Raw genomic sequence first — 22,017 nt, 5'->3', positions numbered from 1 at the left:
TGTTAATTATCCTGTTGATAATCTTGTGTTTTAAGGCTAATGCCGTTAAATTTTAAACGAAATTGTCAGAAAATTAAATAGGTTGACTTCTATTAATAAATAATCCAATATATTTATCGGCTACAACCAAAAAAACTTAAGATATAATGTTGGGAATTCTTTCTTTTGCCGGCTTCACAATCCTTGTGGCCATAATAGCTTATTTAGCTACCAGAAAAACAGACGAAAATTCCTCCGATGGCTATTTTTTAGGTGGCAGAAGTTTAACTGCAGGGGTAATTGCAGGATCTTTATTGTTAACGAATTTGTCTACAGAGCAAATAGTTGGGCTAAATGGACAGGCTTATACCGAAGGGCTGTCGGTAATGGCCTGGGAAACTTTGGCAGCTATTGCCATGGTCGTTACCGCAATATTTTTATTGCCCAGATACTTAAAGGGCGGAATTACAACGGTTCCTCAATTTTTAGAGAAGCGTTACGATACTTCGACAAAAACCATTACCTCGGCCTTGTTTTTAACAGGTTATGTGGTGGTGCTATTACCTGTAATTCTGTATTCCGGAGCAGTAGCTATTAGTACTATGTTCGATGTTTCCACCATGCTCGGGGTGTCCGATACGGCCGCCTTAACCATTTGTGTTTGGGGAATAGGGATAATAGGTTCTATATATGCGGTATTTGGAGGGTTGAAGGCAGTGGCAGTATCAGATAGTATAAATGCTATAGGATTGCTTTTAGGCGGACTTTTAATTCCGGTATTCGGGTTGTTGGCAATCGGTGATGGAAGTATTTTCGATGGACTAAATATATTGGTCGATGAAAATCCGAATAAATTCGTATCCATAGGAGGTCCGGAAAATTCAGTGCCTTTTTCAACCATATTTACAGGAATGATGCTGGTACAATTGTTTTACTGGGGAACCAACCAACAAATTATTCAGCGTGCTTTAGGAGCAAAGAACCTTAAAGAAGGTCAGAAAGGGTTGTTGTTGGCCTCCTTTTTAAAGATTTTAGGCCCGTTAATTGTGGTGCTTCCCGGGATTATCGCGTACCATTTGTTCAAGGGAGAGCTAGAGGTTCCAGATCAGGCATACCCTGCCTTGGTCAATGCTGTTTTACCGGAATATTTGGTCGGATTTTTTGCGGCAGTTTTATTCGGAGCTATTTTAAGTTCGTTTAATAGTGTGCTAAACTCTTCGGTAACCTTATTTGGGATCGATATCTATAAACAACACATTAATCCTGAAGCTACGGAGAAAACAGTAGTGAAATACGGGAAAATGTTTGGGATTGTATTGGCCATAGCAGCCATGATGATTGCGCCGTTAATCGCCAATGCCGGAAGTTTGTTCGCGTACTTACAAGAAGTAAACGGAATATACAGTATACCAATTTTGACCATTATCGTGGTGGGGTACCTGACCAAAAGAGTGCCCGCAATCGCCGCTAAAATCGGAATTATCTCGGGTTCTTTACTGTATATAATCAGTCAGTTTATTTTAAAGCCAAGGTATGATGAATACCCACATTTTTTACACGTGATGGCTATACTGTTTGTCCTGAATATCATCATTATGTTGGTCATCGGGAAATTTATGCCTAGGGAAAAAGATTTTGAACTAGAATATACCAAGCAGGTTTCTATAGAGCCCTACAAGTACGTAAAACAAGTCGGAATTGCCATCTGCTTGTTGGTAGTAGGGATTTATATTTATTTTGCGCAATAATAAGATTGTGTACCTATAACAAAGGGTGTCTTGCAAAAGGCACCCTTTGTTGTTTTGCATAGGTGGCAGGTGAATTATTTGGGCGTTCCCTCCTTCCGTCGGGCGGGCCCTTGGCTGTATCCCTTGCGCTGCTTCGGGGATGCCGCCGCGGTCCCTAACGCAAAATAAACGGAATTGAAACTAGGATGTGTTTTGCTGATTCGTCACCAGATTATGTGTGGTCCTTCACAATAGTCGGGTCCTTCTTAAAATATGCTGTGTTGGTTTTGAAGCAAGGAAAGTGGAGGTACGGCCTAAAACCCTTCCTTTCAGGTCTATTTTAAAAAAAAGGCGGATTTCTAATAAAGGAATTGGCATCTTAAGTTATAGGTCCTTATCTGGAATAGTCGAATTTCGCTTGGCGATGCTTAATGAACAATCAAAAAAACAAACGGGCTACCTTTTTAGGGCAGCCCGTTTTTATTGGATTTTATGAGGTATTTTAATCAGCCGTCGTATCGGTAAATAAGGCTTTTTCGACTCTTGTGAAAAAATAACCTGTTCAACTTGGTCGCTTCATCCTTTTTGTGTTATAAATCATCTACTTTTAATACCCTTCGTTCTGAATTAAGTTAGGGTTAGACAATAAGGCTGTTTCCGGAATCGGAAATAGGTTCACCTTAGTGTCGCCACTGACTTCTTTTAGGGACCATGGAGCCGTAAATTTGCCAAACCTTACCAAATCATTTCTTCTCCAGAATTCAATATAAAGTTCCCTTCCTCTTTCCTCTAGTAAGATATCTTCAGTTACCGAAGGTAGGGCAGGAGTATCCGCTCTCTTAGCGCGTAGTTCATTGACTAGGGCGGTAGGATCTCCTCCCATTCGCATGATGGCCTCGGCCTTCATCAAATGTGCATCGGCATAGCGATAGATGATCTGGTGTTTTCGAAAGGAATTGTTTTGGTTATCGGTATCGGTAGGATCAAAGGGATGGTATTTTATAACCCGCATTCCTGTCTCTTCAGAGTTCCCCACCAAAGAAGCAATTTCCTTGGAAAAAGAAAGGGGCCCGCCCTGTCTATTTTTTAATGCACTTCCATCCGAATCGTATTGTTGGTTAATTAGGAATCCGTAACCAATACCCAAGTTTTGATCGTTTGCCGTAGTAGCATCTGGTACAAATCCTCTTCGCTCTTCTTGGCCATCGCCCACATAGTTACTGTTAGGGTCCCCAACAAAGGTGTCGTAAAAATCGGCTAGGGTAGAAAAACCGTTCCATCCTCCACCGGTATTATCGGGAGAATTTTGGTTGTAGTGAAGCGTGTTCCATATTCTCGCGGCCACCTCACTGTTTAAGTGTAAAATGGTTTCAGAATCATCGGTAGGCTCAAAGATTTGAAAATAACCACTTTGAATATCAAATCCCAATGCCTTAATAGCATCAACGGCATCGATCACTTTTTGCATATCGGCATTGTCAGGAGTTCCGCTTCCATTATAGATATGGGCATTTAAATAAAGCTTTGCTATTAAGAAATGCGCCGCTGCTTTGGTTGCCTTGCTGGTATTGGCGGTACCTGGACTGCCATTGGCCAAATCGGCCATTGCATCCGTTAAATCCGTTTCTATAAAGGTATAGGCTTCGGTTCTGCTTAGTACTTTAGGATTGATACTAGGTCCTTCGTCTACTTCCCTAAAAGGGACAGAGCCAAAAAGGTCCATCACAAAGAACATATTAAAAGCTCTTAGAAATTTAGCTTCTGCCAATACTTGGGCACTCGGGTTACTTTCAATAATTTCGGTAGCCCTAAATACATTTTGGTTTAGGGCATTCCATGCATTTTTTATGAATAAATGCGAGGAGGTCCAAGTATGGGTATGTAGTTGTCGCCAAACGCCATTGTCGCCCCAATCCGTTCCTCTGGTCGGAATTAGAAGTTCATCTGTAGTAACCTGTTCTAAGGCATACATGTTTTCCTGTGTTTGGAAATCGCCTCCAACCTTATTGTAAAGATCGCTTAAAGAAGAGGCAGGATCTGCCAAACCGGTGAATCCGCCATCAGTACTTTCTTTACTGACGATAGAATCGGAAGCTTCAATTTCTAGATTGGTACAAGAAATAGAAGCTGTCAGTATCCCAATGGATAAAAGACCGTATTTGATATATAAATTAAATTTCATAGTTAGAGCTTTTTAAAAAGTTACGTTAAATCCTAAGGTAAAAGTTCGTGGCCTTGGAAAAGCACTATAGTCTATTCCGGCAATTGGCAAACCATTTAATAGGTCATTACCTGCAGGGACAACACTAACCTCCGGATCTAGTCCGCTATAGTCGGTGATCACAAAAAGATTTTGGCCAGTAAGGTTTAGTCTCATTGTTTTAAATAATCCTTCGCCAGATAAAGGGACGTTATAGCCTATAGAAGCTGTTTGTAAACGGACGAAATCTCCTTTTTCCAGGAACCTTGTCGATACAGAGGCTTCTGCAAACCTGCCTTCTTGCCCGGCAAGACTAACCACATCCTTGGTTACGTTATTGCCACTTCCAATAGCACCTGCGGTGAAATAAGCGTTGGCCGTATTATTGTAGATATAGTTTCCAAATTGACCGTTGAAATAAAGGGACGCAGACCAATTTTTATAATTGGCACTGGTAGAAAATCCTCCGGTGACATCGGGAAGGGCACTTTTGCCGACAAACTTTTGGTTGTCATTTCCTCCCTCATGAATCGGGTTTCCGTTCTCGTCAAAGCCTACAAATTCTCTCAAATAAAAGGAAAATAGGGGCTGGCCAGAGGCCAATCGCTGAGCAAAGGCATTGGTTAAACCGGCACCACGAATAGTTCCTGCGGCAATTTGTCCGGCAAAATCCTGAATTTCGTTTTTGTTATAGGCAACGTTAAAACCAGCACTCCAGCCAAAATCGTCCCCTTGTAATATGTCATAATTAAGAGCGAATTCTACTCCTTCGTTTAGAACCAAGGCATCTAGATTTTGAAAAAATGTCGGTTGGGGAGAAGGCTGTGCTGCTTCTATATTCAGTAAAAGATCTCTTGTCTCCTTTCGGTACACATCTACACTACCATTTAAACGGTCGTTGCTAAAACCGAAATCGATCCCTGCCGTATACTGGGTTGTTTCTTCCCATTTTAAATCTGGATTGGCAAATTCTACCGTAGTAATCCCCGGGACATTAATAGACCCCCCGTCGGAGACGCTTCCGCCAGAATAACGTTCTCTTCGTACAAAACGCCCATAGCCCAAACCGTCCTGGTTTCCGGTGAGACCGTAACTCAACCGAACTTTTAAAGTAGAAACCGCATCCCCTATAAAATCTTCCTCGTTAATTTTCCAGGCAAAAGCCGCCGAAGGAAAATATCCGTATTGATTATTGGTCCCAAAACGGGAAGATCCATCGGCTCTAACAGTGGCCGTAAATAAATATTTGTTAGCAATGGTGTAATTTATCCTTGTAAAAAACGATTGTAGTTCGTCCGTATTGTTAAAAGTATCTGCGAAAACAGATTTTACGGGAATATTGGCGTTGCCAAGGAAATCGGTAGTGGTGGTCGGGAAAAGCCTATTGACAAATAAATCTTCGCCTGTATCAAAACCGTATTGTTGGTATGGTCCTATAATCTTCGATTCTAAGATGTCGGCGGCGCTCGATAAATCCCTGGACATGTGATTAAGGTTAATAGTGCTATATCCCCAACCTTCTATGTTTCTACCTCTAGTATTAAAATCCTGATAAGAGAAGCCTGCAAGAGCATCTAATACAGAATTGCTAAACTCCTTTTTGTAGTTTAAGGTGAATTCTACCAAACGGTTCTCATTGGTAAGGTCGTTAAGAGCTCCTCTACCATTACCACCGGCACCACGGCCAACATTAAAGGATTGGGAAGATAGCGATGCTTCACGGGTCGATTCCGAAAGGTCGTATCCTAGGGTTACCTTGGCATTTAAATCTTGAACGATATCATAATCTGCCGAGAAATTCACTAAGAAACGGTCAGTGTGGGTTAAACTTTGCCAGTTTTCCAATAGGTTTAAAGGGTTAATCCTATCGCCCGGGTTAAAGGTAGTGTTGGCGGGCCAAGTAGGATTGGCAGAATAGGCTGCTCCTAACAAATCTCCTGTAGACCCTGCACTTCCACTTAATGGGGGCGCCTCATCGTTAATTCTAGAAAGGGTGCTCTGTAGATTTAACTTTAATTTGTCATCAAAAACGCGTTGCGAGAGATTAATACGTCCTGTAATACGTTCTTGGGAAGATTTAGGGACGATACCAAACTGGTTGCCATAATTTAAGGTGGCCCTTACATTTCCACTGCCGTAATTTTGGGAGTAGGCCAGGTTATTGTTTGTTGAGGACGAGTTTCGGGTCACTAGGGATTGCCAATCCGTATTATTTCCGAAATCGGTCGCAGAACCTCCAAAAGCCTGTACCGCATTGAGGTACTCACTTCTATTCAATAGGTCGAAACTATTGGAAGGTTTGGAAAAGCTCACATCCGTGGAAAATTCCCAAATTCCTTTTTGACCTCCCGTTCTACCGCTTTTAGTTGTTATTATAACCACTCCGTTGGCACCCCTCGAGCCGTAAATAGCAGTGGCAGAAGCATCTTTTAAAATACTCATGCTTTCGATATCATTGGGATTTAAAAAGCTAAGTGGGTTTCGGGCCGCACTAGTTCCTACGCCAATGTTAGTTCCTTCGGAGGATGAATCCCCACTGGGAAGCGGAACCCCGTCGACAACAAAAAGCGGATTGTTGTTGGATCTTACCGAGGAAGTACCTCGAATTCTAATGGCAACACCGGAACCTGGTTCTCCACTGCCCTGGGCTATTTGTACCCCTGCCGTTTTTCCCTGTATAAGTTGTTCGGGCGATGAAATTACCCCAGAGTTGAAATCCTCCGAACTTACGGAGGCTACCGACCCCGTGGCATCTTTTACCGTGGTAGTACCATACCCTATGATGACGACTTCCTCCAAAGCTTGGGCATCTTCTTCAAAAAATACATTGATGGTAGCTTGCCCGGTATAGTTAACCTCCTGAGTTTTATAACCGATAAAACTATAAACCAAAACAGCACCATCGGCCAGGTTACTGATGGTGTAGTTTCCGTCAAAATCTGTTTGTGTCCCGTTGGTTGTTCCTTTTTCCAGGATGTTTACCCCAGGTATCGGGCCACTGGCATCAGTTACCGTTCCGGAAACCGTCTGAGCATAGGCGCCACTGAAACATAAAAATGCTCCAAGAAACCATAAGCTTTTGAGAATTGAGTTCTTCATAAATGGTTATTTTAAGGTTGAGTTTTTGTTGAATTATGTTTAAAAGTAGCGATAAAAAAACCGGACAGCCGTTTTATTTGGGTTTTTACCCTTCGAAAACGGTTTCGTGTTAATAACTTTTATAAAAATTACATATATTTTAATAAGTGTATATTATACATGTAAAATTGATAAAATTTAGTGTTTATTTGTCAAATATATTAAATATAATATAAATATACGATATTTTAAGTTGTGTATTATTTTGACGAACTATTGTACTATTTTGTTTTGTTTTAATTTTTTGTGCTTTTTTTGGAGGAAACGAAGGGAGTGTTATTTGTTTCGTATTTTTAGCATTATTTTTAATTCATTTATTTTAAACAGGGAAATCTACTTTGAAACAAAAAATAACTCTTAAGCATATAGCAAGGGAACTTAGTGTATCTATCTCTACTGTTTCCAAGGCATTAAAGAATAGTGAGGAAATAAGTAAGGATACCAAGGATAAAATTCAGGCCTTTGCAAAATTATACAACTATAAGCCCAACAATATCGCCATTAGTTTAAAGAACAGACGCACCAAGAATATAGGGGTCATCATTCCGGATATTGTACATCATTTTTTTACCACCGTTTTTAGGGGAATAGAAAATTATGCGAATGCCAAAGGCTATAATGTTATTTTATGCATGTCTGATGAATCTTTCGATAAGGAGGTTATCAACATGGAACTGTTGGCCAATGGCAGTATCGATGGGTTTATTATGGCCTTGTCTGCCGAAACACAAATAAAGAACGATTACAATCACTTAAAGGAAGTAGCCGAGCAGGGCATTCCCTTGGTCTTGTTTGACAGGATTACCGATGAGATTGAATGTGACAAGGTAGTGATCAATGATATGGAGGGGGCTTACAAAGCAGTGACCAAGTTCATTGAGGATGGAAGAAAACAAATTGCCTTGATTACCACAGAGGATTATTATAGTGTCAGTAGGGAAAGAGCCAAAGGGTATAAGCAAGCTCTTTTAGACCATAACCTGCCCTATAGGGAAAACCTTGTGCTGAAATTACCCTTTATGGATGTCGATGAATTAGCGATCAATGAATTTTTAGATAGGGAAAAGATCGATGCCGTATTATGCGTCAACGAAATCTATGCCATCCACAGTATGCGTCACGTGCAAAGCAAAGGCTTAAGTATTCCTAAAGACATATCGTTTATTGGTTTTACCGATGGTATTTTGTCTAAATATTCTACTCCGGGGTTAACCGCTGTTTCTCAACACGGAGAAAAAATGGGAGCAATAGCGGCCGAAATGCTTATCGAAAAAATAGAGAGTGAAAAAGAGGAAGAAACGTATACGACCACTGTTTTAGATACGACCATAGTGGCTAGAGGATCAACCAATAATTAACTAGGATGGCACAATGCGGTTTTATATTCGATTTGGACGGAGTTATTGTCGACACCGCAAAGTACCATTATTTAGCTTGGAAAAAGCTGGCCAACGAACTAGGATTCGAATTTACCCAGGAACAAAACGAAATGTTTAAGGGTGTAAGCCGTAAACGCTGTTTGGAAATCTTATTGCAGATAGGGGGCATTACGGCCTCTGAAGAGCAGTTTAATACCTGGATGGTAGAGAAAAACACGGATTACCTAGCGTATATAGCCCATATGGATGCCACAGAGATTTTACCAGAGGTACCCAAGGTTTTAGAGTATCTGAAAAAAATGAACATCCCCTTGGCATTGGGCTCGGCAAGTAAAAATGCTGTCCCAATTTTAGAAAAGGTGCATTTAAAGGAATATTTTGACATTATTATAGATGGCAACCAAGTGACCAAAGCAAAGCCAGATCCGGAGGTGTTCTTGAAGGCCGCAAAACAACTGGGGCTAGCACCACAGCACTGCGTGGTTTTTGAAGATGCCGTCGCCGGAATACAAGCTGCAAATACTGCGGGAATGGTCAGTATAGGGATTGGGGAAAAGGAAGTGCTGAATGAAGCGCACTATGTTTTTAATGATTTTACGGAAATAACCCTACAGTTCTTGGATCAGTTGATGAAACCAACCCCCTGAAACACTATTTTTAAATAAAGGATACAAGAACCGCCAAACAACCAATACAATAACAATGAATCAGGATTACATACAGCCCAAGGAATGGTCGATCGTAGAAGAAGGCTTTGAAAAGGATAGGGTAAAATCGTCGGAAAGCTTATTTAGTATTGGGAATGGTGCCATGGGCCAGCGTGCTAATTTTGAAGAGGATTATTCCGGAGATAGTTTTCAAGGGAGTTATATCGCTGGGGTATATTATCCCGATAAGACCAAGGTAGGCTGGTGGAAAAACGGTTATCCCGAGTACTTTGCCAAAGTAATCAATGCCCCTAATTGGATCGGAATTAAAGTGGTGGTGAATGGAGAGCCTTTAGATCTTAATACCTGTCTTGCCGTATCCGATTTTCGCAGGGAACTCAATATGAAAGAAGGGTGGTACAGTAGGAGTTTTATTGCTACCCTGCCCAATAAGGTCCAACTTCATGTAAAATCGGTCCGATTCCTAAGTTTAGAACACGATCAGGTAGGTGCCATAAAGTACGAGGTATGCCCCAAAAACACAGCGGCTTGGGTTGAATTTATTCCCTATTTGGACAGTGGTATAACCAATGAGGATTCTAATTGGGACGATAAATTTTGGAATACTACGCAGGTTTCCTCACAAGGTCGACAAGCTTTTATAGAAGCCCATACCATGAAGACCAACTTTAAGGTCTGTACCTTTATGGAAACGATGGTCTTTTATAATGGTACGCTTCAGACAACCTTGCCCAAAGAGACTTTGTCCGAGACCCTTGCCCTTCATTCTTATAAGAAAGAACTAAAGAAAGGCGATCTCTTTTCCCTTCATAAATTTGGAGGCTATACCGTTGGGGTCTCTCAGAAACAGACAGATTTGCGGGAGGTAGCCAAAACTGTTTTACAAAAGGTTGCCCATCTTGGTTTCGACACCCTGCTCGAAGGACAAAAAAAGGCTTGGGCCAATATTTGGGCCATGAGCGATATTACTATCCAAGGCGACCTGAAGGCACAACAAGGGATCCGATTCAATATTTTTCAATTAAACCAAACCTATTTGGGCAAAGATTCTCGACTCAATATAGGACCTAAGGGTTTTACTGGTGAAAAATACGGCGGGAGTACCTATTGGGATACCGAAGCCTACTGTATTCCCTTCTATATGGCTACAAAAGACCACAAAGTGGCCAGAAACCTTTTAAAATACCGGTACAACCACCTGGAAAAGGCTATAGAAAATGCCGGAAAATTAGGGTTTTCTAACGGAGCCGCCTTATATCCTATGGTTACCATGAACGGGGAGGAATGTCACAATGAATGGGAAATTACCTTCGAAGAAATACATCGTAACGGCGCTATTGCCTTTGCTATATTCAACTATTACAGATATACTGGCGATTATAGTTATATCCCTGAAATGGGATTGGAAGTGCTTATTGGGATAGCGCGGTTTTGGCAGCAAAGAGCTACTTTTTCTGCCCATAAAAATAAATACGTGATATTGGGGGTAACCGGACCCAATGAATATGAAAATAATGTAAACAATAATTGGTACACCAATTATATTGCCCAATGGTGTATTAGGTACACCATTAAACAATTGCACAAGGTAAAAGACGGATATCCAGAGGATTACCATCGTATTATTGGCAAAACTTCCCTTACGGACCGTGAAATAACCGCTTGGTCCAAGGTGGCCAAGGAAATGTATTTTCCATATGACGAAGCCTTAGGGGTATACCTGCAGCAAGACGGCTTCTTGGACAAGGAACTGATTCCTGCTCATAAATTACCTAAAAAAGATAGGCCGATTAATCAGAAATGGAGTTGGGATCGGATTCTGCGATCCCCATATATTAAACAAGCCGATACCTTACAGGGGTTCTACTTTTTTGAAGACCATTTTTCCCGGGAAGCACTGGAAAAACATTTCGATTTTTACGAGCCTTTTACCGTTCATGAATCATCCCTTTCTCCATGTGTCCACAGTATACAAGCTGCTAAATTGGGTAGAATGGAACAAGCGTATTCTTTTTATTTGCGGACGTCTAGGTTAGATTTAGACGATTACAACAAAGAGGTAAAGGAAGGCTTACACATTACTTCTATGGCTGGGACCTGGATGAGTATTGTAGAAGGGTTTGGAGGCATGCGTATCTTGGACGATAAATTGTCCTTCAGTCCAAAAATTCCATCGCAATGGCAATCCTACTCCTTTAAAGTTAACTTTAGAGATAGGATTATTGAGCTTATGGTAACCAAGGAGAAGGTCAGTTTTTACTTGAAAGGTTCCGAAGAAATGTCCCTTAGGGTCAATGGAAAAAGAATAGTGCTCCTAGCTTCCCAAAAGGTGGAGGTTTTATTGGATTTCTAAAAATGCTAACACTGATTTTGATGAACAAATCCCAAAAAACAATAGTTTACCAAGTCTTTACCAGACTCTTTGGCAATACCAATACCACGAATAAGCCATGGGGGACCAAGGAAGAAAATGGCGTGGGAAAATTTAGCGACTTTAGTGATAAGGCATTAAAAGAAATCAAAGAATTGGGAGTTACCCATATTTGGTATACCGGGGTGCCGCATCATGCCCTAATTGGCGATTATTCGGCTTATGGAATATCTAACGATCACCCGGGGGTAGTAAAAGGAAGGGCAGGATCGCCCTATGCGGTAAAAGATTACTACAACGTAAATCCCGATCTGGCCGATGACCCGGCCAATAGGCTGGCAGAATTTAAAGCTTTAATTAAACGGAGCCATGCTGCCGGACTAAAAGTAATTATTGATATAGTTCCCAATCATGTGGCCCGAAAATATGAGGGGGCCAATAACCCTAAGGGGGTGTCCGATTTTGGGGCTAATGACGATACCACCGTTACGTATCGCAAACACAATAACTTTTACTACAATCCACAAGAGTCTTTTTCGCTGCCCGAATGGCGCAATGGGTACTTGCCCTTAGGGGGAGCCTTGGAAGGCCAGTTAAAAGGGGATTTTAATGAAACGCCGGCCAAATGGACTGGGAACGGATCCCGATTATCCCAGCCCGACTTCAACGATTGGTACGAAACGGTAAAAATTAATTACGGGGTCAGACCCGATGGGACCAAAGATTTTGAGGTACTCCCAGACGAGTACGCTCAAAAGGACTGTTCCCGGCACCTTGCTTTTTGGAAGGAAAAGGAAAAGCCGGATTCATGGAAGAAATTTAGGGATATTGCCTTGTATTGGATTGATTTTGGGGTGGATGGATTTCGCTACGACATGGCCGAAATGGTGCCCGTAGAATTTTGGAGCTTTATGAATTCGTCCATTAAAGAGCGTAAACCCGATGCTTTTTTATTGGCAGAAGTGTATCATCCGGATTTGTACAGGGAATTTATTTTTAAGGGGAAAATGGATTATTTATACGATAAAGTTACGTTTTACGATTCCCTTAAACATATTATGAAAGGCTACGGATGGACAGATCATATGCCGGTAGTGCAAAGAGATTTAATGGATATTGAACATCATATGCTTCATTTTCTGGAAAACCATGACGAACAGCGTATTGCAAGTCCAGAATTTCTTGGCGATGCGGCCATAGCAAAACCAGGGATGGTCGTTTCGGCTACCATGAGCACATCGCCCATTTTGCTGTATTTTGGCCAGGAAGTAGGAGAGCCTGGCAGTGAACATGCAGGTTTCGGTTCGCCAAGCCGCACTTCTATTTTTGATTATATAGGGGTGCCGAACCATCAAAGGTGGATAAACAATAAAAAATTTGATGGGGGACAGCTCACCGAAAAAGAAAAGCAGCTGCGGGTATTTTATAAAAATCTTCTTAACTTTTGCCTGAACAGCAGCGCCTTAATGGGGGCGTATCAGGACATACATTATTACAACAGGGATCATACCGAATTTTACAACCATAGGGTGTTATCTTTTGTTCGATGGTCAGCGAAGGAGAAACTAATTATTATTGCTAATTTTGATGCCAATGATAGTTTTGCCTTCGATTTAAAGCTTCCAGAAAACATTGTAAGGGAATGGGGCTTACAGGATGGAGATTGGCCACTGCGGGAAGTACTGTACAAAGAAAAACAAAATACCCTTAGTGTAACTCAGGGAATAGGGAAAACACGGGTAGCCTTAGCTCCTTTGGAATCGCTGATTTATAGTCTAGGATAATTTTAAAATACCGGCTTATGCAACCAAAACTTACATATGGGATCTTGTTTGTTTTATTACTCGCTTTAAGTTGTACGAATATGAATAAATCTTTGGTTATTGGGCATAGAGGGGCGATGGGGCATGAGACCGAAAATTCCTTGGCTTCTATTCAGAAGGCAATGGAAATGGGGGTAGACATGATAGAGATCGATGTTTTTAAGATTAAAAGCGGCGAAATTGTAGTGTTCCATGATGATGAGGTAGACCGACTTACCAACGGAAAGGGAAAGGTAGAATCTTATGAACTGACGGAACTACAAAATTTAAAATTAAGAGGGAATCATAACATTCCTACCTTACAGCAGGTCCTGAATTTAATAGACCATAAAGTACGGTTGAATATAGAACTGAAAGGTGCACATACGGCCGACAGTGTCGACTTTATAATCAATTACTATCTTAAAGAGAAAGGTTGGTCTTTGGACAATTTTTTAATTTCGAGCTTTAGATGGGACGAATTGAAACAAATGCGAACGCTGAACAAACAAATAGGAATTGCCATTTTGGTCGAAGGCGATCCATTGAAGGCCTTGCCCATGGCAAAGGAACTGGGAGCAGAAGCGATAAATCCGCACTATAAAGAATTAAGTCTAGAGAATGTCAAGAAAATTAAAAAAGGCGGATTTAAAATCTACCCTTGGACAGTAAATAGCAAAAAAGATATAAGATCAATGCAGGGGATGGGGGTAGATGGAATTATCACCAATTTTCCGGAAAGAATAAATTAATGTACGACGTACTGATAGTAGGCGGTGGGGCCGCCGGATTTTATGCTGCCATTCATATGGTAGAAGCCAATCCCCAATTAAAAGTAGCCATTTTGGAGCGCGGAAAGGAAGTGCTTACCAAGGTAAAAGTTTCTGGGGGAGGACGTTGCAATGTTACCCATGCAGAATTTGTGCCTAGTGAGCTTTCAAAAAATTATCCCAGGGGAGAAAAAGAGCTTCTGGGGCCTTTTCACTCTTATTGCAGTGGTGATACGGTAGCCTTTTTCGAGAGTAGGGGTATTGCCCTGAACATAGAGGAAGACGGGAGAATGTTTCCGGCGACCAATTCTTCACAAACCATTATTGATTGCTTTGTTTCGGAAACGGAGCGTTTGGGGATTAAAGTATTAAAAAACAGCTCGGTCGTTAAAATTTTACGCAGAGAAAACAATGAGGAACATCCAGATTATTCTTGGAACGTTACTTCCCTGCACGCTACCTATTTGGCCAAAAAATTAGTGGTCGCTACCGGTAGCAATCCTAAAATATGGGACATGCTTCAAAATTTGGGGCATACGATCATACCCCCTGTACCCTCCCTTTTTACCTTTAATATCAAGGATGAAAGAATAAGCGGAATCCCCGGGGTTAGTACCAATGCCAGGATTCAGGTGATCCCTTCAAAGGTAAATACAGGGAAATTTAAGGAAGCCCTTAAAAAATATGGAATTCACCAATCGGCTCTAGAATCGGAAGGCCCGCTATTAATTACCCATTGGGGGATGAGCGGTCCTGGAATATTACGCCTCTCGGCCTGGGGAGCACAGTTGTTAAATGATTTGAACTATAAATTCCGTATCCGGGTCAATTGGTTGCCGGAGTATTACGAAGAAGCAGTACTGAGCCAGCTGCAAGAAATAAAGGAAATTGAAGCCAAAAAAACGGTCCTAAGAACCAAGTCCTTTGATCTTCCAAAACGGTTGTGGATTAGTTTGGTAAAGGCAGTGGGTATCGCCGATACCGTAAAATGGGCCGATATGACCAAAATACAATTGCAAAACTTGGCGCAACAATTAAGTAGTAGCGAATTCTTGGTAGATGGCAAGAGTACCTTTAAAGAGGAGTTCGTTACTGCCGGTGGCGTCGATTTAAAAGAGATCAATTTTAAAACCTACGAAAGTAAAATTCATAACGACCTTTATTTTGCCGGGGAAGTCATCAATATAGATGCTATTACAGGCGGATTCAACTTTCAGAATGCTTGGACTGGTGGATTTTTGGTGGCACAGGCCATAGTTGCCAAAGGGTAGTTATTGGCCAGAAAGGACCAACATTAATACAGCGGCCAAGCCGCCACCGATAAAAGGGCCTACTACCGGGATCCAGGCATATGGCCAATCGTTATCGGCTTTTTCTCGAATGGGGAGCATAGCATGAACGATTCTAGGGCCCAAATCCCGGGCCGGATTTATGGCATAACCAGTAGTGCCTCCTAGGGAAAGTCCTATTCCCCATACTAAAAAAGCGACGGGCAGCGCCCCTAGGGATCCAAGCCCAATGGCGGTTTCGGTATCCGTGATAGAGGCATCGGTAAAATATAGTACTACAAAAACCAATACAAAGGTCCCTACAATCTCACTGAAAAGATTGGAGAGGGGGTTTCTGATTGCGGGGGCCGTACAAAAAACGGCCCTTTTTGTTTCTTTATCCGGGGTGGCTTCAAAGTGATCCTTGTACATAAGCCATACGACTAATGCGCCTAACATGGCACCCATAAATTGCGCTAGTATATAAGTAGGTACCAATGCCCATGAGAATTTGTTGGCAACGGCCAGGCCAACGCTTACGGCCGGATTCAGGTGAGCCCCGCTATAGGGGGCAGCAACTGCTACCCCTATGTATACCGCCAGACCCCATGCCGTGGTAATCACCATCCACCCGCTATCGTTCGATTTGGTTTTTTGAAGCACTACGTTGGCTACCACACCACCGCCTAATAGAAGCAATAAAAAGGTGCCGATGATTTCTGCAATAAATGGACTCATAGGGATTATTTTAATTTAAGAATTATTTCGGGACCAATACTGTACGGCATCTATGGCCCTGTACCAACCTTTGATGTTTTTTTCAATAGCTGCCCTGTTCTCGGTCGGAGTATAACGAACATCGGTCTGCCATATTTCCTGAATGTCTTCTAAGCTGTCCCAAAAACCTACCGCTAATCCGGCGAGGTAAGCGGCTCCTATTACAGTGGTTTCTGTGACCCTTGGGCGCACGGTAACGGTGTTGAGTACATCGGCCTGGAATTGCATCAAAAGTTCGTTTACTGTGGCCCCACCATCGACTCTTACCTCTTTTATCGATAGGTTGGCGTCGGCCTCCATGGCTTTTAGGACATCCATGGTTTGGAAGGCTATGGCCTCGATGGCCGCCCGGGCAATATGGGCATCGGTACTGCCGCGGGTAAGACCAAAAATACTGCCTTTGGCATGTTGGTCCCAATAGGGGGCACCCAATCCGGCAAAGGCGGGGACAAAATATACCCCATCGGTATCGGTGACGGAGGCTGCCAAGGCTTCAATGTCCGAAGATCTTTTTATTATTTTTAAACTGTCCCGAAGCCATTGCACCACGGCTCCAGCAATAAATATACTGCCTTCGAAGGCGTATTGGGTTTTGCCGTTAATTTGCCAAGCTACCGTAGTTAGTAGGTTGTTCTTAGATACAATGGGGGTGTCTCCTATGTTCATTAGCATAAAGCAGCCAGTTCCATAGGTGTTTTTAACCATTCCCGGTTTGGTACACATTTGCCCAAAAAGAGCCGCCTGTTGGTCTCCTGCGATGCCTGCGATTGGAATTTTAGTGGCAAAAAAATTGGGATTGGTATAGCCGTATTTTTCGCTCGACTGTTTTACGGTAGGCAACATTGTCTTGGGGATGGTGAAAAGGCTAAGCAGCTCCTCGTCCCATTCCAGCGTATTAATATTGAACAACAGTGTTCTAGAAGCATTGGTGGCATCGGTAATATGGAGTTCGCCTTTGGTCATGTTCCATACCAGCCAAGAGTCTATGGTTCCCATGATCAGCTCCCCGGCGGCGGCTTTTTCTCTGGCGCCCGCTACATTATCTAATATCCATTTTACTTTGGTGGCCGAAAAATAAGAGTCGATCACCAGGCCCGTTTTTTCTCGTATCAATTTAGATTTTCCTTGTTTTTTCAATTCCTCACAATAGGCGGCGGTACGTTTATCTTGCCAAACAATGGCATTGTAGACCGGTTTGCCACTTTTTCTGTCCCAGACAACGACTGTTTCCCGCTGGTTGGTAATACCTATAGCAGCAATATCGCTGCCGTAAATGCCTTTTTTGGAGGTGGCTTCTGCCGCCATTCCTGCTTGTGAAGACCAAATTTCTACGGGATCGTGTTCTACCCAACCCGGTTTTGGGAAGTATTGGGTAAATTCTTTCTGGGCTGTTGAAATAATAGTTCCTTTTTTATCAAAAATAACAGCACGCGAACTTGTAGTGCCTTGGTCTAGGGCTAAAATGTATTTTTCCATAGAAGAGAACCATAATTAAATGATCTTCAAGATAATAAAATATGTCTTGCAATTTTCGATTTTTCTTGCAATCTTGGAGGAGAACTATTTTTATATAATTGCGATGCCGATTTTTGTAGCCTTTTTGAGAGGGATTAATGTAAGCGGACAAAAGAAAATTAAAATGGCCAAATTAAGGCAGCTGTTGGAAGATTCGGGTTTTTTGAATGTAAAAAGCTATTTGCAGAGCGGAAATATAGTTTTTGAATTTCAAGGAGTAGCTATAGCATTCATAGAAGTGAAAATTAAGGATGCTATTGAAAGTTCCTTTGGTTTTGAAGTTGAGGTGTTGGTGAAAACCCTATCGCAACTAACAGAAATTGTCAAGAACTGGCCTTTTGAAAAAGAAGGGGGGGCGGGGCTTAAAAAAAACTATTTTGTATTGCTAAATACAGAGCCAAACCCCGGATTGGCGCAAGAACTATCAGCGGAAAGTTTTCCGAATGAGCAATTTTTAATTGCCGATCAGTGTATCTATTTAAAATGCCATAACGGTTATGGCCGGGCCAAATGCAACAATAATTTTTTTGAAAGGAAACTAAAGCTAATCGCTACCACAAGAAATTTTACGACCATGGAGCGGCTCTTGGCACTGGCGAAATAGGGATTGATGCAAATGTGATGGTGCATTAGAACAGAAAGAGTAGCTTTATTCTTGGCCATTGGCTCTTATTGAGGAACGATGCGTTAGGGATTGCGGCGGCATCCCCGCAGCAGCGCAAGGGATATAGCCAAAAGCCCGACCGACGTAGGAGGGAACGCCCACATTGTTTTAGCAATGAAAATAGGGATCAGAAATACAGTGAATGGCGGAAAAATCTAACAAAATTAGTTTAGTTCCCAGATTTTATAATTTAGCACGGCCGCAAAACAAAGCCATAAAAAATAGGGGATTAATAGGTAGGCAGCAGTTATGTTCACGACTCTAAACCACTTTATGGTGAAGCCTAGCAGTACGATTAGGGCAATGATGATGAATAGTGCCCCTAGAGTATTTTGGAAACCAAAAAAGGTGATGCTCCAAAGGGCATTTAGCAACAATTGGAAGCAAAAGTGGTAGAGGGCCGTTTTTACCCAAATATGATAAAATCCTTTGGCCCAAACGATTCCGGCGGCAATGCCCATCATAATATATAGGATAGTCCATACCGGTGCGAAAATCCAGTTTGGAGGATTAAAACTCGGTTTTTTTAGTAGTGTATACCAACTGTTTATAGAGGATTGCGTGGCAAAACTCGATAGAAATCCAACCAATAGGCATACCGCCACTGCTATTCCGATATAGGTTATTTTTTTTTTCAAAGTTTAGTTGTAAGACGTCTAATTTAACAATTTATTTTAACTGCGACTATGGTAAGATGGGTTAAAAACTATCTTTGTAAAAATTCTTTGTATTATGACTGAAAAAGATTTTATTCCTGTAGCGTATACAAATGACAAGGCCACGGGAGTAGTTTCGTATAAAGCGCCCAGTAATATCGCCTTGGTAAAGTATTGGGGGAAAAAAGACCATCAGATTCCGGCAAACCCATCCATAAGTTTTACCTTGGACCATTGTGCTACGACCACAGAAGTGGCCTATTCCAAATTGGAACAGGCGGCTGGTGATTTTTCGTTCGATCTTTTTTTCGAAGGCAAGTCCAAAGAAGATTTTAAACCAAAAATTAAGACATTCTTAAATAGGATAGAAGGGTATTTGCCCTTTTTAAAATCTTATCATTTTATTATACGCACCTCCAATTCTTTTCCCCATAGTAGTGGTATAGCGTCTTCGGCAAGTGGCATGTCGGCCTTGGCCCTATGTTTAATGGACCTGGAAAGGGAACTGAATCCAGGTATGACGGACGAATATTTTAATAAAAAGGCGTCCTTTTTGGCTCGACTGGGTTCTGGGAGTGCTTGTAGAAGTATCGAAGGCGATATTATACAGTGGGGCAATCACAAAGAAACCCAAGGAAGTTCTGATCTGTATGGCATTAAATATCCGTATGAGGTCCATGAGGTTTTTAAAGATTTTCAGGATACCATTCTTTTAGTAGATAAAGGGCAAAAACAGGTGAGTAGTAGTGTAGGTCATAATTTAATGCACGATCATCCTTTTGCAAGCCGGCGTTTTGCGCAGGCACACGAAAACCTGTTTAAATTACAGTCGGTCTTTGAAGAAGGAAATTTAACCGAATTTATAAAGATCGTAGAGAGTGAGGCCTTGACCTTACATGCCATGATGATGACTTCCATGCCTTATTTTATTTTGATGAAACCCAATACTCTTGAGATTATCAATAAAATTTGGTCCTTTAGGGAAGCTTCCAACACCCATATTTGTTTTACCTTAGATGCAGGTGCAAATGTGCATGTGCTGTATCCGGCCAAAGAAAAAGATTTAGTAATTCAATTTATTAAAGATGAGTTGGTTGCATATTGCGAAAACGGGCAGTATATTTGCGACAAAATAGGATATGGTGCAAGAAAACTGTAACTTAATATCATATCTAGGATTTTTAAACGTTATTAATAAACATTATCCCAGGTATTAATATGCCTACTTAATTATGAAGGGACCATTATTTTACTCAAAAATATTATTGTTCGGAGAATATGGGATTATTAAAGATTCTAAGGGACTATCTATTCCTTATAATTTCTTTAAGGGAGCCTTAAAATCTGATACCCAGCTTAGCGAAGTGGCAAAATCCTCGAATAACAGTCTAAAGGCCTATGCCGAATATTTGGCGGTGATGCAGGAAGAAAATACTGATTTGGTCTCTTTTGATATAGAGGCTTTAAACCAGGATATCGCCAATGGCATGTATTTTGACAGTTCTATTCCTCAGGGGTATGGCGTTGGTAGTAGTGGCGCATTGGTAGCGGCTATTTATGACAAATACGCCAAGGAAAAGATTACTGTTTTAGAAAATCTTACCCGCGAAAAACTGCTTAAACTAAAGACTGTTTTTGGTAAAATGGAGTCGTTCTTTCACGGGACCTCTTCGGGCTTGGATCCTTTGAACAGTTATTTAAGCTTGCCAATCCTTATAAACTCCAAAGACAATATAGAATCTACGAGTATCCCATCTCAGAATTTAGAGGGCAGGGGCGCCGTATTTTTATTGGACAGTGGCAGTACGGGAGAAACTGCTCCCATGGTGCAATTGTTTATGGATCAAATGAAACACGAAGGGTTTAGAGCCATGCTTAAAAACCAGTTTATTAAACATACCGATGCCTGTGTTGAAGACTTTATCAATGGCAACGTAAAGTCTTTATTCGGCAATTTGAAAGAATTGTCCAATATTGTTTTGGATAATTTTAAGCCTATGATCCCCGTAGAATTTCACAAGCTTTGGAAACAGGGCATAGATTCTAATGACTACTATTTAAAACTCTGTGGCTCTGGTGGCGGCGGATATATTTTAGGCTTTACCGAAGATTTTAAAAAAGCACAAAAGGCCCTTAAGGGGTATAAGTTAGAGGTAGTATATAACTTCTAAAGAATTTTTTATGCTTAATAGAAAAAACAAGCTCTTGATATTAAAATTCCTGAGCTTGTTTTCTGTAGTTCGGGGGTATAATATTGTTATTATTGTATTGGCCCAATACTTGGCCTCCATATTTATTCTGGCCCATGATCTCCCAGTTAGAAGGGTCGTTTTTGATCTAAATTTATTGTTTATAGTGATAGCTACTTCCTTGGCTATTGCTGGGGGTTATATAATCAACAATTTCTACGATGCCGAAAAAGATCTGATCAATAAGCCTAGAAAGAGCCAATTAGATCGGTTGGTGAGCCAGCATACCAAGTTAAGCACCTATTTTCTCCTTAATTTCCTATCGGCCTTTATGGCCAGTTATGTTTCCTTTAGGGCAGTGGTATTTTGTTCTGCCTATATCTTTGGAATATGGTTGTATTCCCACAAATTAAAAAAGCTTCCGTTTTTAGGCAATTTTGTTTCGGCCACCTTGGCCATTGCTCCTTTTTTTGCCGTTTTTGTGTATTACAAAAATTTCGACACGGTTATTTTTGTACATGCTACCTTTTTGTTTTTATTGATATTGGCCCGGGAAATGATCAAGGATTTAGAAAATATTGCGGGAGACCTAGCTCAGAATTATAAAACCATCCCCATATTGTACGGCGTCAAATATTCCAAGATAGGGATAGGCCTATTAATAGCGTTATCGTGGCTTCCGTCCTTGCTTTTAATAGGGTATTTTGATGTGGGATATATGTATTTGTATTTTATGGTTTGTATGTTTTTGCAACTGGGGTTTTTGATCTTATTGAGGAAATCGAACTCTAAAAAACACTATGTTTGGTTACATAATATTCTGAAAATGATCATTGTTGTAGGGGTATTTAGCATTTTATTGATCGATGTGGATTTGGTTCTCAATAGAATTTTCTAAGAATTAGGAATAAACG

The 22,017-nt window shown here is 41.2% G+C and carries 16 protein-coding genes; 11 read left to right on the top strand and 5 right to left on the bottom strand.

Annotation, left to right across the window (positions count from 1 at the left end):
- Positions 1-146: 146 nt before the first annotated feature.
- The gene (locus tag BUA16_RS10845; protein ID WP_072764773.1) at positions 147-1,727 is read left to right on the top strand and encodes a solute:sodium symporter family transporter; all 1,581 of its coding nucleotides are present in this window, start codon (positions 147-149) and stop codon (positions 1,725-1,727) included.
- Positions 1,728-2,313: 586 nt separating this feature from the next.
- Here BUA16_RS10845 and BUA16_RS10835 read toward each other — a convergent pair.
- Both BUA16_RS10835 and BUA16_RS10830 read right to left on the bottom strand, forming a co-directional pair.
- On the bottom strand, positions 2,314-3,888 hold the full coding sequence (locus BUA16_RS10835) for a RagB/SusD family nutrient uptake outer membrane protein (RefSeq protein ID WP_072764771.1): 1,575 nt from the start codon (positions 3,886-3,888) through the stop codon (positions 2,314-2,316).
- Positions 3,889-3,900: 12 nt separating this feature from the next.
- Positions 3,901-7,005: a SusC/RagA family TonB-linked outer membrane protein gene (locus BUA16_RS10830; RefSeq protein ID WP_072764770.1), complete on the bottom strand. Its 3,105-nt coding sequence runs from the start codon at positions 7,003-7,005 to the stop codon at positions 3,901-3,903.
- A 377-nt stretch (positions 7,006-7,382) separates the two neighbouring features.
- Here BUA16_RS10830 and BUA16_RS10825 point away from each other — a divergent pair, with 377 nt between their 5' ends.
- The 6 genes from BUA16_RS10825 to BUA16_RS10800 all read left to right on the top strand — a co-directional run bounded on the left by BUA16_RS10825 (position 7,383) and on the right by BUA16_RS10800 (position 15,305).
- Positions 7,383-8,402: a LacI family DNA-binding transcriptional regulator gene (locus tag BUA16_RS10825; RefSeq protein ID WP_072764769.1), complete on the top strand. Its 1,020-nt coding sequence runs from the start codon at positions 7,383-7,385 to the stop codon at positions 8,400-8,402.
- Positions 8,403-8,407: 5 nt separating this feature from the next.
- Entirely contained in the window at positions 8,408-9,070 is a 663-nt protein-coding gene (gene pgmB / locus BUA16_RS10820) for a beta-phosphoglucomutase (RefSeq protein ID WP_072764768.1), read from the top strand.
- Between the two features lie 55 nt (positions 9,071-9,125).
- Positions 9,126-11,444, top strand: coding sequence for a glycoside hydrolase family 65 protein (locus BUA16_RS10815; RefSeq protein ID WP_072764767.1), 2,319 nt, complete (start codon positions 9,126-9,128; stop codon positions 11,442-11,444).
- Between the two features lie 20 nt (positions 11,445-11,464).
- Entirely contained in the window at positions 11,465-13,246 is a 1,782-nt protein-coding gene (locus BUA16_RS10810) for an alpha-amylase family protein (protein ID WP_245795552.1), read from the top strand.
- A gap of 80 nt (positions 13,247-13,326) precedes the next feature.
- Positions 13,327-14,016 carry a glycerophosphodiester phosphodiesterase gene (locus tag BUA16_RS10805; RefSeq protein ID WP_245795551.1) on the top strand — a complete coding sequence of 230 codons (690 nt, stop codon included), beginning with the start codon at positions 13,327-13,329 and terminating at the stop codon, positions 14,014-14,016.
- Positions 14,016-15,305, top strand: a complete 1,290-nt coding sequence (locus tag BUA16_RS10800; protein ID WP_072764764.1) for a BaiN/RdsA family NAD(P)/FAD-dependent oxidoreductase — start codon at positions 14,016-14,018, stop codon at positions 15,303-15,305. Before BUA16_RS10805 ends, BUA16_RS10800 begins: the two co-directional genes overlap by 1 nt.
- On the opposite strand, the gene BUA16_RS10795 is transcribed toward BUA16_RS10800, so the two are convergent.
- The gene (locus BUA16_RS10795; protein WP_072764763.1) at positions 15,306-16,040 is read right to left on the bottom strand and encodes an MIP/aquaporin family protein; all 735 of its coding nucleotides are present in this window, start codon (positions 16,038-16,040) and stop codon (positions 15,306-15,308) included.
- Positions 16,041-16,055: 15 nt separating this feature from the next.
- Positions 16,056-17,555 carry a glycerol kinase GlpK gene (gene glpK / locus BUA16_RS10790; RefSeq protein ID WP_072764762.1) on the bottom strand — a complete coding sequence of 500 codons (1,500 nt, stop codon included), beginning with the start codon at positions 17,553-17,555 and terminating at the stop codon, positions 16,056-16,058.
- A 163-nt stretch (positions 17,556-17,718) separates the two neighbouring features.
- On the opposite strand from glpK, the gene BUA16_RS10785 reads away from it, so the two are divergent.
- Positions 17,719-18,198, top strand: coding sequence for a DUF1697 domain-containing protein (locus BUA16_RS10785; RefSeq protein WP_245795550.1), 480 nt, complete (start codon positions 17,719-17,721; stop codon positions 18,196-18,198).
- A 224-nt stretch (positions 18,199-18,422) separates the two neighbouring features.
- On the opposite strand, the gene BUA16_RS10780 is transcribed toward BUA16_RS10785, so the two are convergent.
- A complete protein-coding gene (locus BUA16_RS10780) occupies positions 18,423-18,896 on the bottom strand; it encodes a TspO/MBR family protein (RefSeq protein WP_072764761.1) in 474 nt (157 codons plus the stop codon).
- 94 nt (positions 18,897-18,990) lie between these two features.
- Between BUA16_RS10780 and BUA16_RS10775 the strand changes: the two genes are divergently transcribed.
- From BUA16_RS10775 to BUA16_RS10765, 3 genes are all read left to right on the top strand, one after another.
- Positions 18,991-20,073 (top strand): diphosphomevalonate decarboxylase, encoded by a 1,083-nt coding sequence (locus tag BUA16_RS10775; protein WP_072764760.1) that lies wholly within the window; start codon positions 18,991-18,993, stop codon positions 20,071-20,073.
- 73 nt (positions 20,074-20,146) lie between these two features.
- Positions 20,147-21,085, top strand: coding sequence for a mevalonate kinase family protein (locus tag BUA16_RS10770; protein ID WP_072764759.1), 939 nt, complete (start codon positions 20,147-20,149; stop codon positions 21,083-21,085).
- A 10-nt stretch (positions 21,086-21,095) separates the two neighbouring features.
- Complete coding sequence (locus tag BUA16_RS10765; RefSeq protein WP_072764758.1) at positions 21,096-22,001, top strand: geranylgeranylglycerol-phosphate geranylgeranyltransferase; 906 nt, start codon at positions 21,096-21,098, stop codon at positions 21,999-22,001.
- The last annotated feature ends 16 nt before the right edge of the window (positions 22,002-22,017 follow it).

Origin of the sequence: Arenibacter nanhaiticus (genome assembly GCF_900141935.1) — a bacterium.
In the GTDB taxonomy this organism is placed as follows: Bacteria; Bacteroidota; Bacteroidia; order Flavobacteriales; family Flavobacteriaceae; genus Arenibacter; species Arenibacter nanhaiticus.
Note: the sequence above shows the minus strand (reverse complement) of the source record. Positions and strands in the feature narration are given on the sequence as shown.

Bases quoted from the DNA above. Each gene is read 5' to 3' on its own strand.
- BUA16_RS10770 (WP_072764759.1), top strand. From the start codon at position 20,147: ATGAAGGGACCATTATTTTACTCAAAAATATTATTGTTCGGAGAATAT.
- BUA16_RS10785 (WP_245795550.1), top strand. From the start codon at position 17,719: ATGGCCAAATTAAGGCAGCTGTTGGAAGATTCGGGTTTTTTGAATGTA.
- BUA16_RS10805 (WP_245795551.1), top strand. From the start codon at position 13,327: ATGAATAAATCTTTGGTTATTGGGCATAGAGGGGCGATGGGGCATGAG.
- BUA16_RS10845 (WP_072764773.1), top strand. From the start codon at position 147: ATGTTGGGAATTCTTTCTTTTGCCGGCTTCACAATCCTTGTGGCCATA.
- BUA16_RS10815 (WP_072764767.1), top strand. From the start codon at position 9,126: ATGAATCAGGATTACATACAGCCCAAGGAATGGTCGATCGTAGAAGAA.
- BUA16_RS10830 (WP_072764770.1), bottom strand. From the start codon at position 7,005: ATGAAGAACTCAATTCTCAAAAGCTTATGGTTTCTTGGAGCATTTTTA.
- BUA16_RS10765 (WP_072764758.1), top strand. From the start codon at position 21,096: ATGCTTAATAGAAAAAACAAGCTCTTGATATTAAAATTCCTGAGCTTG.
- BUA16_RS10810 (WP_245795552.1), top strand. From the start codon at position 11,465: ATGAACAAATCCCAAAAAACAATAGTTTACCAAGTCTTTACCAGACTC.
- glpK (WP_072764762.1), bottom strand. From the start codon at position 17,555: ATGGAAAAATACATTTTAGCCCTAGACCAAGGCACTACAAGTTCGCGT.
- BUA16_RS10775 (WP_072764760.1), top strand. From the start codon at position 18,991: ATGACTGAAAAAGATTTTATTCCTGTAGCGTATACAAATGACAAGGCC.
- pgmB (WP_072764768.1), top strand. From the start codon at position 8,408: ATGGCACAATGCGGTTTTATATTCGATTTGGACGGAGTTATTGTCGAC.
- BUA16_RS10795 (WP_072764763.1), bottom strand. From the start codon at position 16,040: ATGAGTCCATTTATTGCAGAAATCATCGGCACCTTTTTATTGCTTCTA.
- BUA16_RS10835 (WP_072764771.1), bottom strand. From the start codon at position 3,888: ATGAAATTTAATTTATATATCAAATACGGTCTTTTATCCATTGGGATA.
- BUA16_RS10800 (WP_072764764.1), top strand. From the start codon at position 14,016: ATGTACGACGTACTGATAGTAGGCGGTGGGGCCGCCGGATTTTATGCT.